The sequence below is a fragment of the Rhizobium ruizarguesonis genome, from assembly GCF_017357285.1.
Classification (GTDB): domain Bacteria; phylum Pseudomonadota; class Alphaproteobacteria; order Rhizobiales; family Rhizobiaceae; genus Rhizobium; species Rhizobium ruizarguesonis.
In genome coordinates this window covers 62,211-76,603 of record NZ_CP071680.1, presented here as the reverse complement: position 1 = coordinate 76,603, position 14,393 = coordinate 62,211, and the positions used below count along the sequence as shown (strand labels likewise).

The following is a 14,393-nucleotide window of genomic DNA, read 5'->3' as shown; positions in this document are numbered from 1 at the left end:
GTTTCGCATTTGCAGCATCCCTATTTTGACTTTTGATAATGAACCACCGCGAAAGGACAACCCGTCCGATCCCCCGACATGGGGAGCTGAGGGGCGCCGCTGCCGGGCTTTCGGCAGATCCGTTGACACAATAATACCGCTCGTACATCCTGTTTTCCTTGTGACCTGCGCATGAAAATGTGCCGGCCGAGGGACTTTTGGCTCTTGGGGATGGCGTGCCTTATGAGGATCATACCGAGAATGAGCACGATCGAATCCAGCGTGTCCTCCATCCTGTTGGACCGGGTCGCTGAATGGCTGACGAACTCTTCGCTGGCCGGAGACGAGCTTGAAAACATCGTGCGCGGTTTCTGCGAAAGGCTGACTGCTGCGGGCCTGCCACTTGCGCGGGTGCATCTTTCCTTCTCGATGCTGCACCCGCTCTACGATGCGCTGAGCTTCACCTGGCGGCGCGCCAGCGGCGTCACCATCGAGGGCTTCCGCATGCCTGCCGGGCAAAAGCCGGACCGCTTCCTGCAGAGCCCTTATTATTACCTGCTCGACAACAATCTGCAGCATATCCGCCGCCGGCTGTTACAGGATGGGCCGAACGAATTTCCGATTTTCGAGGACCTGCGCAAGGACAGCATCACCGACTATCTGGCCTTCGTGCAGCCCTTCGGCGACGGCTCGGTGCAGGGCATGATGGGTTCCTGGTCGACGGACCATAATACCGGCTTTTCCGACGACATGATCGATGCGCTGCTGAGGATGCAGAACCATCTGGCGGTCGCTGCCAAGATGGCGGTGCTCGGCAAGCTCGCCAACAACATGCTGACCACCTATCTCGGTGGCGACGCCGGCAAGCGGGTGCTGAACGGCCAGATCCGCCGTGGCGACGGTGAGACGATCCGGGCGGCGCTGGTCATGGGAGACATGCGCGAATCCACCATGTATGCCGAAAAGGAAGGCCGGCAGGCCTATATCGACACGCTGAACCAGTTCTTCGACGCGATCGCCGCCCCCTTCAACCGCAATGGCGGCGAGATCCTGAGTTTCCTCGGCGATGGCTTCCTCGCCGTCTATCCGTGCGGACGCCACAAGGACCCATCGAAAATTGCCTGCGAGGCGGCGCTTTCGGCCGTGCATCAGGCGCAGGCGCGGGTCGCCGAGCTCAACAGGGACCGCGAGCAGAAGGGCCTGACCAGGGTCGGCTACGGCATCGGCCTGCATGTCGGCAACGTGATGTTCGGCAATGTCGGCCTCAAGGACCGCCTGACCTTCTCCGCCTTCGGCTCGGCGGTCAACGAGGTCCAACGTTTGCAGATCCTGACCAAGAAATATGGCCGCGAGGTCGTGGCCAGCCAGGCCTTCGCCGGTTATTGCGGCGGCGAATGGACGACGCTCGGCGAGGAAAAGCTGCGCGGCATCCGCCAGAAGGTGACGGTGCTGCAGCCGCGTGCGCCGGCACCCGCAATCAACGTCGACGAAAGCTTCCGCGAAGCCGTGCAGAACGGACTTTCAGAAGCCGAGCAGGTCATTCTCCTGCATCGTGACGCCAAGAAACAGGTGGAGCGCACCAGCATGGAGAAATTCATCCAGTAACAGCTTAGAACCCCTGCCATAATCTGCGTGTCTCGCCCGAGGGAACTTCGGCGGGAGACGGCGGTTTTTCTATGATTGTCATCAGCTAGACACCCCGTTTGCGGTACGATAGTGTGCCTTAACGGGAACATAGAAGACTGGGGAATTTCATTGGTATGGCGTCTGCAGCCGATCTGTTGCGTATTGAAAATCTCGACGTCTCCTTCTCGGTTTTCGGTGACCGGTTACGCGTCGTAAAAGAAGCCAATCTTCGTATCCTTCCGGGCAAGGTCACCGCACTCGTCGGTGAATCCGGCTCCGGAAAATCGGTGATCAGCCAGTCGGTCATGGGCATCCTGCCCAATCCGGCCAAGGCGTCTGGCCGTATTCTCTTTACCGATCCGCTCGACGGCAGCACGACCGATATCCTGTCCTTTCCGCGCGACAGCGAGGAAATGCGCGACCTGCGCGGCCGGCGCATGGCGACGATCTTCCAGGAGCCGATGACCTCGCTCTCGCCGCTGCATACGATCGGCAATCAGATCAGCGAAGTGCTGCTGATCCATACCGAGGCCGACAAGCAGGAAGCCCGTGAAAGGACCGAGGAGATGCTCGGCCTGGTCGGCTTTTCCAATCCACATCGCACCTACGACATGTATCCGTTCGAACTGTCGGGCGGCATGCGCCAGCGCGCGATGATCGCCATGGCGCTGATCTGCAAGCCGGCGCTGTTGATCGCCGACGAGCCGACGACGGCGCTCGACGTGACGATCCAGGCGCAGATCCTGGAACTGCTGCGCGAGCTGCAGGCCAAGCTCGGCATGGCGATGCTGCTCATCACCCACGATCTCGGCATCGTCGCCAATATGGCCGACGAGGTGGTCGTCATCTATCACGGCGAGATCATGGAAGCAGGACCCGTCGAGGCGATCTTCCGCAATCCGCAGCATCCCTATCTCAAGGGCCTGATGGCCGCCGTTCCGCATTTCGACATGAAACCCGGCGAGAGGCTGAAAGCGCTGCGCGATGTGACGGTCAATCTCGAAGCCCTCGTCGGCAAGAAGAAGCCGCTCCAGGCAGAGACGCCGGGCATCCTGCTGTCCGTCGCCAATCTCTCGAAGACCTACAAGACGCGCAAGCGCAGTTTCTTCGGCAAGCACGAAGCCACCGTCCTGCGTGCCGTCGACGATGTCAGCTTCGACATTTTCCGCGGCGAATGTCTTGGCCTGGTCGGGGAATCCGGCTGCGGCAAGACGACGCTCAGCAAGATCCTGATGCGCGCCATCACGCCGGACAGCGGCGCGGTGGTGTTCAACGACGGCAAGGAGGTCGTCGACGTCCTCTCCGTCAAAGGCGCCGAACTGCAGGATATGCGAACCAAGATCCAGATGGTGTTCCAGGATCCGGTTTCCTCGCTTTCGCCGCGCATGACGGTGCGCAACATCCTGAGTGAACCGCTCGAGATCCATGACCGCGGCGACAGTGACGAGCGCAGGCGCAAGGTCGAGGGATTGATGGCGGCAATCGGCCTCGACAAGCGTTATCTCAGCCGTTACCCGCACAGTTTTTCGGGCGGCCAGCGCCAGCGCATCGGTATTGCGCGGGCTCTCGCGCTCGGGCCGAAGCTTGTCATCCTCGATGAGCCGGTCTCGGCGCTCGACGTCTCCGTGCAGGCACAGATCCTCAACCTGTTGAAGGACCTGCAGAAGGAGCTGGGGCTTACCTATCTCTTCATTTCGCACAATCTCGCCGTCGTCGATTACATGGCCGACCGCATCGCGGTGATGTGCAAGGGCCGCATCGTCGAAATCGCGCCGCGCGAGATCATCCTGCGCGATCCGGTGCATCCCTATACGAAATCGCTGCTCGCCGCCGTCCCTTTCCCCGATCTCGACCGACCGCTCGATTTCAAGGCGCTCAGGGAAAACGGCGCTGCCGACAAGCAGAACTGGGGCGTGACCTTCACCGCCGAACATGACGACGCTTCCGAACTTGCCTATGCCGACCTCGGCGACGGCCATCTGGTGCGCGCCCGCAAGGGCGCCGATGCCAAGGAGTTGCGTTGATGGTGACGCGTCGCACGTTTCTCGGCGGCCTCGTCGGCGCGGCAATCGCGCCCGCGGTGGTGAGGGCGCAACTCGCCGCCGAGCCGGAATTCCTGAAGGAACGGCTGACATCAGGCAGCCTGCCGCCGATGGCCGAGCGCATTCCGCTGCGCCCGCGCATCGTCAACCTGAAGGAGATGGGGCTGGAACCCGGCGCCTATGGCGGCACGGTGCGCACCATCATCGGTAGCCAGCGCGACATCCGCTTCATGACGATCTACGGCTATGCCCGCCTGGTCGGCTACAACAAGCATCTGCAGTTCCAGCCGGATATCCTGGCCGGTTTCCAGTCCGAGGACGACACGGTCTTCACCTTCACGCTGCGCGAGGGCCATAAATGGTCTGACGGCCAGCCGTTCACGGCCGACGATTTCCGCTACTGGTGGGAAGACGTCATCTTAAACGACAAGCTGACACCCGGCGGCGGCGCGCTGGAGCTTCGTCCGCACGGCAGCCTGCCGCGCTTCGAGGTGCTCGATGCGCTAACCGTGCGCTACACCTGGGAAAAACCCAACCCGATGTTCCTGCCGACATTGGCAGGCCCCCAGCCGCTCGTCATCTTCGGCCCTGGTCATTATCTCAAGCAGTTCCACAAGAAATTCCAGCCGGACCAGGCGAAGATGGACGAGCTGATGAAGACCTACCGCGTCAAGAAATGGCAGGATCTGCACATCAAGATGGCGCGTTCCTATCGTCCGGAAAATCCGAACCTGCCGACGCTCGATCCCTGGCGCAATACGACGCCTCTGCCGTCCGAGCAGTTCGTCTTCGAGCGCAACCCGTTCTTCCACCGCGTCGACGAGACCGGCAGGCAGCTTCCCTATCTCGACCGTTTCATCCTCAACGTCTCCTCCTCGTCGATCATCGCCGCCAAGGCGGGTGCAGGCGAAGCCGACCTGCAGGCGACCGGCATCGATTTCAACGACTACACCTTCCTGAAGGAGGCCGAGAAACGCTTCCCGGTGAAGGTCAATCTCTGGAAGCTCGCGCGCGGCTCGCGCATCACGCTGCTGCCGAACCTCAACTGCGCCGACGAGGTGTGGCGCGGCCTCTTCCGCGACGTGCGCCTGCGCCGGGCGCTGTCGCTGGCGATCGACCGGCACGAGGTCAACATGGTGGCCTTCTACGGCCTCGGTACGCCAAGCGCCGATACGGTCCTGCCCGACAGCCCGCTCTTCAAGCAGGAATATGCCGACGCCTTCGTGAAGTTCGATCCCGACGAGGCCAACCGCCTGCTCGACGAGCTCGGCTTGACCAAACGCGACGACGACGGCATCCGGCTCCTGCCCGACGGGCGGCGCGCCGAGATCACCGTCGAGACCGCCGGCGAGAGCAATCTCGACACCGACGTGCTGGAGCTGGTGCACGACCACTGGGCCAATATCGGCCTGGCGCTCTATACCCGCACCTCGCAGCGCGACGTCTTCCGCAACCGGGCCATGAGCGGTTCGATCATGATGTCGATCTGGTACGGCCTCGACAATGGCGTGCCGACGGCCGACATGTCGCCCGCAGGCCTTGCACCGACACTCGACGATCAGCTGCAATGGCCGCTCTGGGGCATGCATTATCTCTCCGCCGGCCAGGAGGGCGTCGCACCCGACCTGCCGGAGGCCGCCGAACTGGTCGACCTGCTCAGCCAATGGGGCTCGACGGCCAAATTCGAGGAGCGCCAGGTGATCTGGCACAAGATGCTGTCGCTCTATACGCAGCAGGTGTTCTCGATCGGTCTCATCAACAGCACGCTGCAGCCGATCCTTCGCGCCGCCAAGCTGCAAAACCTGCCGGAGAAAGCCCTCTACGGCTTCGATCCCACCTCCTATCTCGGCGTCTATATGCCGGATGCATTCTGGTACAAGGAGGCCTGAGGCGTGTTCAGATACATTCTCTGGCGCATCGCCGCCATGGTGCCGACGCTCTTCGTCATTTCAGCGCTGGTCTTCACCATCATCGAGCTGCCGCCGGGCGACTTCTTCGAGAGCCAGATCGCCGAGCTGCGCGCCTCCGGCGAGACCGCCAACCTCCAGGAAATCGAGGAGATGCGCCAGCAATACGGCTTCGACAAGCCGGAGATCGTGCGCTATTTCTACTGGGTCGGCGGCATGCTGCACGGCGATTTCGGCTATTCCTTCGAATACCAGCTGCCGGTCTCCGACGTGGTCGGCGATCGTCTGTGGCTGACGATGCTCGTCTCCTTCACGACGATCCTGCTCACCTGGCTGATCGCTTTTCCGATCGGCATCTATTCGGCCACGCACCAGTACAGCTGGGGTGATTACGGGCTGACCTTCCTCGGCCTGATGGGCATCGCCATTCCGAACTTCATGCTGGCGCTGATCCTGATGTATTTCGCCAATATCTGGTTCGGCATCTCGATCGGCCATCTGATGGACCAGCAATATATCTCGGCGCCGATGAGCTGGGCGAAGGCGCAGTCGATCCTCGCCCATCTCTGGATCCCCGTCATCATCGTCGGCACGGCAGGCACGGCCGGCATGATCCGGCGGCTGCGCGCCAATTTGCTCGACGAGATGCAGAAGCAGTATGTCGTCACCGCCCGCGCCAAGGGCCTGCCGCCGCTCAAGGCGCTGGTCAAATACCCGCTGCGCATGGCGCTCAACTTCTTCGTCGCCGATATCGGCTCGATCCTGCCGTCGATCATCTCGGGCGCCGAGATCGTCGCGATCGTGCTGTCGCTCGAGACGACGGGGCCGATGCTCATCAAGGCGCTGCAGAGCCAGGACATGTATCTTGCCGGCTCCTTCCTGATGTTCCTGGCCTTCCTCAACGTCATCGGCGTGCTGATCTCCGACATCGCGCTCGGCTTCCTCGATCCCCGCATCCGTCTGCAAGGCAGGAGCACCAAATAATGTCGCCCCTTCCCGCACCCGGCGCGCCGCTTCCACATTACGTCTCGACTGCGCCTTTCGATCCGCGTGCGACCGAAAGCATGACGGCGGCGCAATCGCGCATCCATCTCGCCTCGCAGAAGCAGCTGATGTGGTGGAAGTTCAAGCAGCACAAGCTGGCCTTGATCTCCGGCATCTTTCTCGCCGCCGTCTACCTGATGATCCTGATCGTCGAGTTCCTGGCGCCCTACGGCCTGCACACGCGCAATGTCGATTTCATCCACGCGCCGCCGCAAACCATCCACTTCTTCGACAAGGGCAGCTTCGTCGGTCCCTTCGTCTACGGCCGCAGCATGACGCTCGATATCGACACGCTGCACCGCGTCTATACCGACAAGACGAACGACGTGCAGCCGATCCGTTTCTTCTGCCGCGGCGATGCCTATAAATTCTGGGGCGTTGTCGCCTCGAACTATCACCTCGTCTGCCCGGCGATCGGCGGCCAGATGTTCCTGCTCGGCACCGACCGGCTCGGCCGCGACGTGCTGTCGCGCATCCTCTACGGCGCGCGGATATCGCTGACGATCGGTCTGATCGGCATTTCGATCAGCTTCGTGCTCGGCATCGTCATCGGCGGCCTTGCCGGATATCGCGGCGGCATTTTCGATCTCATCGTCCAGCGCCTGATCGAAGTGCTGCAATCGCTGCCGAGCCTGCCGCTGTGGATGGCGCTGGCCGCCATCATGCCGGTGACCTGGAGCCCGATCGTCATCTATTTCGGCATCACCGTCATCCTCGGCATCATCGACTGGACGGGGCTGGCGCGTGCCGTGCGCTCCAAGCTCCTGGCGCTGCGCGAGGAGGATTATGTCCAGGCCGCACAGCTGATGGGCGCCAGCACGCCGCGCATCATCGGCCGGCATCTGGTGCCGGGCTTCATGTCGCATCTCATTGCGTCGGCGACGATTTCAATCCCCGGCATGATCCTTGGAGAGACCGCGCTCTCCTTCCTCGGCCTCGGCCTTCGTCCGCCGATCACCAGCTGGGGCATTCTGCTGACCGAGGCAAAAAGCGTCAGCGTCATCGCCTTCTATCCGTGGCTGCTCTATCCGATCATTCCTGTTGTTCTTGTCATTTTGGCGTTCAACTTTCTGGGAGACGGCTTGCGTGATGCGGCAGATCCCTACAAATAGCAGGAAACGCGGCGGCCCATTGCGGCACCGCTCCCACCCCTTGGCCTCCGGACGGTGGGGGTACTAAGTATGTTGCTCACCCCAGAAGGGATGCCCATGTCCAGACGTCTCGAAGATGCGCGCATCCTCATGTACAGCCACGACACCTTCGGTCTCGGCCATCTGCGCCGCTGTCGCGCCATCGCCCACGCGCTGGTCGAGGATTATCGCGGCCTCAACATTCTGATCATTTCGGGTGCCACGATCGCCGGCGCCTTCGACTACCGCGCCCGCGTCGACTTCGTGAAGATCCCGAGCGTCATCAAGCTGCGCAACGGCGAATATACGTCGCTTGCCAGCCATATCGACCTGCACGAGACGCTGAAGATGCGCGAATCGAGCATTCGCCACACGGCCGAGACCTTCCAGCCCGATATCTTCATCGTCGACAAGGAACCGATGGGGCTGAAGGGCGAAGTCGAGGATACGCTCGCCTATCTCAAGGCTCGCGGCACCGTCCTGGTGCTGGGGCTTCGCGAGATCATGGACGCGCCGCATCTGCTCGAGGCCGAGTGGAAGAAGAACAGCATCATGCAGAAGATCGACCAATATTACGATAGCGTCTGGGTCTATGGTCCGCCGGATTTCTACGATCCGCTGATCGGCCTCGACGTGCCGGCCAGCCTGCGCCGGAAGATGGATTTCGTCGGCTTCCTGCAGCGCAGCGTCTCCAGGGGCAAGACCTCGATCAACGCCCGCAAGGACAATTACATCCTCGTCACGACAGGCGGCGGCGGCGACGGCTCCGATCTCGTCCACGACGTCATGAATGCCTACGAGGCCGATCCGACGCTGACGCAGAAGGCGCTCGTGGTGCTCGGGCCCTATATGCCGGCCGCCGAGCGCGCCAAGCTGGTGCAGAAGGGGGAAGCCATTCCCTATATCGAGGTGATCGAGTTCGACAATCACATGGAAGAGCTGATCGACAGCGCCACCGGCGTCGTCGCCATGGGCGGCTACAACACCTATTGCGAGATCCTCTCCTTCGACAAACCGGCGCTCATCGTGCCGCGTGTCAAGCCACGCGAGGAACAGCTGCTGCGCGCGAAGCGGGCAAGCGAACTCGGCCTCGTCGACATGCTGCTGCCGGAACAGTCGGTCGACCCCACCATCATGGCCGAGGCGCTGAAGCGTCTGCCTTCCCGCCAGCCACCGTCAAAGAGCGGCGGCAACATGCGTCTCGAAGGGCTGGACCACATCTCGCAGACCGTCGGCCGGTGGATCGACGGCCGCGGCAGCCACCTTTCCCTCGTCGGCGCGGAATAGGGCAAAGCCTTGCCGCCACGCCGCAAGATCCTCGTCGTGCTGAAAGGCTATCCCCGCCTTTCGGAAACCTTCATAGCCCAGGAGCTGCTTGGCCTCGAAAAGGCCGGCTTCGACCTCACGCTGATTTCGATGCGCCGGCCGACCGACAAGAAGCGCCATCCCGTGCATGACGAGATCCGGGCGCGCGTCGTCTATCTGCCGGAATATCTGCACGAGGAGCCGATCCGCGTGCTGAAGGGCCTCATCGTCGGTTTCTCCAGACCCGGCTTCAAGGCGCTGATGAAACGCTTCCTCGCCGACCTCAAGCGCGACATCTCCCGCAACCGCTTCCGCCGTCTCGGCCAGGCGCTGGTGCTGGGGCGCGAATGGCCGGACGAGGGCGAATGGCTGCATGCCCATTTCATCCACACGCCGGCCTCGGTGACGGAATATGCGAGCATCCTGACCGGCACGCCCTGGACCTGTTCGGCGCACGCCAAGGACATCTGGACGTCACCCGACTGGGAGCTGCAGGAAAAACTCGGCAGCGCCCGCTGGGCGGTCACCTGCACCAGGACGGGCTACGAACACATGCGGGCGTTGACCCACCGAAAGGATGCGGTGCACCTGAGTTATCACGGTCTCGATCTCGCCCGCTTCGGCCATTTTGCCGGCGAGCGTTCGAACCGAACCGGCAGCGACCCCGGCGATCCGGCCTTCATCCTCAGCGTCGGCCGCGCCGTCGAGAAGAAGGGTTACGACGTGCTGCTGCGCGCGCTGGCGCTGCTGCCTGCCGACCTCCACTGGCGCATGGACCATATCGGCGGCGGCGAGGAGCTTGCGAAGCTGAAGGCGCTGGCCAGCAAACTTAGCATCTCCGGCCGCATCGTCTGGAAGGGTGCCATGGCGCAGGAAGACGTGCTCGATCATTACCGCCGCGCCGACCTCTTCGCGCTGGCCTGCCGGATCGCCGCCAACGGCGACCGCGACGGCCTGCCGAACGTGCTCGTCGAAGCCTCAAGCCAGCGGCTCGTCTGCGTCTCGACCGAAGTATCCGGCGTGCCGGAGCTCCTGAAGAACGGTGAAAACGGCCTCGTCGTCCCGCCGGAGGACCCGGCGCTGCTGGCCAGGGCATTGGAGGCGGCGATCCGCGACCCGGCACTGCGCAAGCGCCTTGGCGACGCCGCCGAAAACCAGGTGCGCGAACATTTCGACTATCACTCCAGCATCCGACAGCTCACCGGCCTGTTCGAGGCCGAATGGCAGAAGGCGTCATGACGGCACCGCGTATTTTCTTCTATGTCCAGCATCTGCTCGGCATCGGCCACATAGCCCGCGCCAGCCGCATCGCCAATGCATTGGTGAAAGACGGTTTTGACGTGACTGTCGTGACCGGCGGCCTGCCGGTGCCGGGCTTTCCGGGCGAAGGCATAAAGACCGTGGCCTTGCCGGCAGTCGTCGCCAGCAATGCCGGTTTCTCCGGCCTCGCCGATGCCGATGGCCAGCCAGCCGGCGAGGATTTCCTCCATGCCCGCCGCCAGCTGCTGCTCGATGCCTTTGATGCCGCAAGGCCCAATGTCGTCATCATCGAAGCCTTCCCCTTCGGCCGGCGACAGATGCGCTTCGAACTCCTGCCCCTGCTCGAGGCGATCGAAAAGGCCGAACCGCGGCCGAAACTCCTGAGCTCGGTGCGCGACATCCTGCAGGAAAACCGCAAGTCCGGCCGTGACGCGGAGACCGTCACGCTGGTCAAGGACCATTTCGATGCCGTGCTCGTCCACGGCGATCCCGATTTCGTCAGGCTTGAGGACACCTTCCCGCTGACATCAGAGATCGCCGACAGGCTGCTTTATACCGGCCTCGTCGCAGCCCCGCCGGCGCCGGAACCGACCGAGACATTCGACATCATCGCATCGGCGGGCGGCGGTGCGGTCGGCGCTGCGCTGATCGGCGCGGCGAAAGAGGCGGCAGCGCTGCTGCCCGCCGATCTTCGCTGGCTGCTGGTCGCCGGCCCGAACCTGCCGGAGGCAGATTTCGCCGCGCTGTCTGAAGACGCAGGCCCGAATGTGACGCTGGTGCGTTTCCGCAAGGATTTTCCCTCGCTGCTGCGTGGCGCCAAGGTTTCGATTTCGCAAGCGGGCTACAACACGGTCGGCGATCTCCTGCGCACCGCGTGCCGGGCGATCCTCATCCCCTTCGTCGCCGGCGGCGAGACCGAGCAGACGGTGCGCGCCGAACGGCTGCAGGCGCTCGGCCTCGCCGAAATTCTGCCGGAAAACGGACTGACGTCGGGCCATGTGAAAGAGGCCGTCGAAAAGGCGCTCGCCGCACAGCCAAGGGGATCGGTCCTGCTCGACCTCGACGGGGCGGAGAAAACCGCCCTCATCATTCGCTCCATGATTGCCGAATCCCTCGCCTAATCCAAAATTCCTGTGGTATAAGCAATGTTCCGGCGAGAATCGGCACCTTTGCAGCCGGTCGCTTCGCCTTGTTTTCATTGCGATATCGGCGGTCCGGCTGCATGATCCTAATCTCAGAATTCCTCCCCGTCCCGGCGCCCGGCTCGCGCCCCCGGAATTTCCCAGCAAGCTGACGGTTAGCCATGGAAAAAAGCCTCGCCCGCTACATCTGGAAGAACACGCGGCTGCAGCAGCTGTGGATTCTGGCTGTCGTCGCCGCCTCTATGGTGCCCTATTTCCTGTCCTTCGACCTGCCGAAGCAGATCGTCAACGGACCGATCCAGGGAGACGGGTTCGAAGGTCCGGGCGCAAGGCAGACCTTCATGCATATTGCCTACGACATTCCGCTGATCGGACATGTCGAATTCTTTCAAGGGTTGCAGCTCAACCGCTTCCAGATGTTGATGGCCCTCAGCCTGGTGTTTCTGGCGCTGGTGGTGCTGAACGGCCTCTTCAAGTTCTATATCAACACCTATAAGGGCCGGCTCGGCGAACGCATGCTGCGCCGTATCCGCTTCGAGCTCATCGACCGGGTGCTGCGGTTTCCGCCCATCCATTTCAAGCGGGTAAAATCGGCCGAAATCGCCACCATGATCAAGGACGAGGTGGAGCCGATGGGCGGCTTCACCGGTGATGCCTTCGTCTCTCCTGCCCTTCTCGGCGGCCAGGCGATCACGGCGCTCGCCTTCATCATCGTGCAGAATTTTTGGCTCGGCATGATCGCCGCCGGCATCGTCGGCGTGCAGGCAATCGTCATTCCCCGCATGCGCAAGCGCCTGCTGGATCTCGGCCGCCAGCGGCAGCTGACGGCGCGCGAGCTCTCCGGCCGCGTCGGCGAAATCGTCGACGGCATCGGCACGATCCACGGCAACGATACATCGAACCTCGAACGCGCCGACATCGCCTCGCGGCTCGGCCGGATCTTCTCGATCCGCTACGACCTTTACCAGTGGAAGTTCCTGGTGAAGTTCATCAACAACTTCCTCGCCCAGGTCACGCCGTTCCTGTTTTACGCAATCGGCGGCTACCTGGCGCTGCAGGGCCGGCTCGACATCGGCCAGCTCGTCGCCGTCATATCAGCCTACAAGGATCTGCCCGGTCCGCTGAAGGAACTGATCGACTGGGACCAGATGCGCCAGGACGTGCAGGTGAAGTACCAGCAGGTCTATGAGCAGTTCAATGTCGAGCCGCTGATCGACAGCCGCATCCAGGAACTGGCAACCGCCCCGGTCGGCGCGCTGACGGGCGCGTTCGTCGTCACCAACCTGTCGCTCTCCGACGACAGCGGCGCCCGCCTCGTCGACCACGTCTCCGTCGAGATCAAGCCGAACGAGACGGTGGCGATCGTCGGCCCGAACGGCAGCGGCGCGGAAGCTTTCGCCGAAGCGCTCGGCCGCATGGTCTGGCCGGACTCCGGCCGCATCACCATCGACGGCCGCGATCTCCTCGACATGCCGGAATCGATCACCGGCCGGCGGATCTCCTATGCCTCGTCCGACACCTTCTTCTTCCACGGCACGCTCGCCAGCAATCTGCTCTACGGACTGAAGCATGCGCCGATGACCGATCCGGTTTACGACGAGCGGGAAGCGCTGGAGTATAAATGGCATTCCGCCGAGGCGGAGAAGGCCGGCAATCCGACGCTCGACTTGAACAGCGACTGGGTGGACTACAAGGCCGCCGGCGCCAGCGGGCCCGAGGACATTCTGAAAGCGATCCGCCCGGTGCTCGACGCGGTCCTGATCTCGCAGGACATCCTCGATCTGGCGCTGCGCTCGACCGTCAACACCGACGTGCATGTGGCGCTCGGCGACCATGTCGTCGCGCTACGCGCCTCGCTGCGCGACCGGCTGCGCGACGAGGGGCTCGACACGATCGTCGTGCCTTTCGATTTCGACGCCTATAATGCCCAGGCGACGGTTGGCGAGAACCTGCTCTTCGGCACGATGAAGCGGCCTTTGATGACCAATCGCAGGCTTGCCGCGCATCCCTATTTCCAGCAGCTCTTCCGTGAGACCGGCCTCAGCACCGATCTCTACGACATGGGCCTCGAGATCGCCGAGAACGCGGTGGAACTCTTCCACGACCTGCCGCCGGACCATCCTTTCTTCCAGCAGCTGACCTTCATGACGGCCGACGACATCCCGACCTATCAGGCGCTGCTGCAGAAGCTGCAAAGCCGCCGCTTCGAGGACGCCACGCCAGAGGAACGTTCGGCCATCATCCGGCTGAGTTTTGCCTATATCGAGCCGCGCCACCGCTTCGGCTTGCTGACGAACGAACTCATGGAGAAGATCGTCAACGCCCGCAAGCAGTTCCACGAGCATATTCCGGCCGATCTCGCCGAGCTGATCGAGCGCTACGACGCCGAGCGTTTCACCCCGTCGGCAAGCCTGATGGACAATGTGCTCTTCGGCCGTATCGCCTATCAGCAGGCCGACGCCTCCGACCGCATCCGCGGCATCATGGGCGAACTCTTCGATGCGCTCGACCTTTATGACGACGTGCTGTCGATCGGCCTCGAATTCGACGTCGGCTCCGGCGGCAAGCGACTGACCATGGTGCAGCGGCAGAAGCTGAACCTGGCCCGCGCGCTGTTGAAGCGCTCGGACTATTTCATCTTCAACCGGCCACTGTCGGCGCTCGACCAACGCGTTCAGGATCAGATCACCCGCAACATCATCGAAGGCCTGCATGAAGAGGGCCATCGGCCGGCGATCATCTGGGTGCTCTCCAATGCCCGGCTGGCCGAAATGTTCGACCGGATTCTGCTCTTCGACCGCGGAGGATTGGCGGAAGCCGGAAACTATCCGGAACTTTCCGAGAAAAACGGGATGTTCAAGGAACTGTTATCGTAATATTCTATAGGGGCGGCGGTGGTGGGTGTTCTCGATGGGGAACACCTCGGAGTTTGAAGATGCCTGGTCCTGCGGACCCTGC

9 protein-coding genes are annotated in these 14,393 nt (G+C 62.6%); all 9 read left to right on the top strand.

Translation table 11 applies throughout. The features are described from left to right. Window positions 1-240: 240 nt before the first annotated feature. The 9 genes from J3P73_RS28275 (at window position 241) to J3P73_RS28235 (ending at window position 14,311) form a co-directional block, all read left to right on the top strand. The gene (locus J3P73_RS28275) at window positions 241-1,584 is read left to right on the top strand and encodes an adenylate/guanylate cyclase domain-containing protein (RefSeq protein ID WP_027690035.1); all 1,344 of its coding nucleotides are present in this window, start codon (window positions 241-243) and stop codon (window positions 1,582-1,584) included. Between the two features lie 155 nt (window positions 1,585-1,739). After that, window positions 1,740-3,629, top strand: coding sequence for an ABC transporter ATP-binding protein (locus J3P73_RS28270; RefSeq protein WP_207580069.1), 1,890 nt, complete (start codon window positions 1,740-1,742; stop codon window positions 3,627-3,629). Beyond that, complete coding sequence (locus J3P73_RS28265; RefSeq protein ID WP_207580068.1) at window positions 3,629-5,536, top strand: ABC transporter substrate-binding protein; 1,908 nt, start codon at window positions 3,629-3,631, stop codon at window positions 5,534-5,536. The genes J3P73_RS28270 and J3P73_RS28265 overlap by 1 nt, the downstream gene beginning before the upstream one ends. A gap of 3 nt (window positions 5,537-5,539) precedes the next feature. Continuing rightward, window positions 5,540-6,538, top strand: coding sequence for an ABC transporter permease (locus tag J3P73_RS28260; RefSeq protein ID WP_018071534.1), 999 nt, complete (start codon window positions 5,540-5,542; stop codon window positions 6,536-6,538). After that, window positions 6,538-7,710: an ABC transporter permease gene (locus J3P73_RS28255; protein ID WP_164020716.1), complete on the top strand. Its 1,173-nt coding sequence runs from the start codon at window positions 6,538-6,540 to the stop codon at window positions 7,708-7,710. Before J3P73_RS28260 ends, J3P73_RS28255 begins: the two co-directional genes overlap by 1 nt. A 96-nt stretch (window positions 7,711-7,806) precedes the next feature. After that, a complete protein-coding gene (locus J3P73_RS28250) occupies window positions 7,807-9,015 on the top strand; it encodes a glycosyltransferase family protein (RefSeq protein ID WP_018482599.1) in 1,209 nt (402 codons plus the stop codon). Between the two features lie 9 nt (window positions 9,016-9,024). Continuing rightward, window positions 9,025-10,272 carry a glycosyltransferase gene (locus J3P73_RS28245; RefSeq protein WP_130764126.1) on the top strand — a complete coding sequence of 416 codons (1,248 nt, stop codon included), beginning with the start codon at window positions 9,025-9,027 and terminating at the stop codon, window positions 10,270-10,272. Next, window positions 10,269-11,414, top strand: a complete 1,146-nt coding sequence (locus J3P73_RS28240) for a glycosyltransferase family protein (RefSeq protein ID WP_245002750.1) — start codon at window positions 10,269-10,271, stop codon at window positions 11,412-11,414. The genes J3P73_RS28245 and J3P73_RS28240 overlap by 4 nt, the downstream gene beginning before the upstream one ends. Window positions 11,415-11,596: 182 nt before the next feature. Further along, on the top strand, window positions 11,597-14,311 hold the full coding sequence (locus tag J3P73_RS28235) for an ABC transporter transmembrane domain-containing protein (protein ID WP_024321679.1): 2,715 nt from the start codon (window positions 11,597-11,599) through the stop codon (window positions 14,309-14,311). Window positions 14,312-14,393 lie beyond the last annotated feature (82 nt).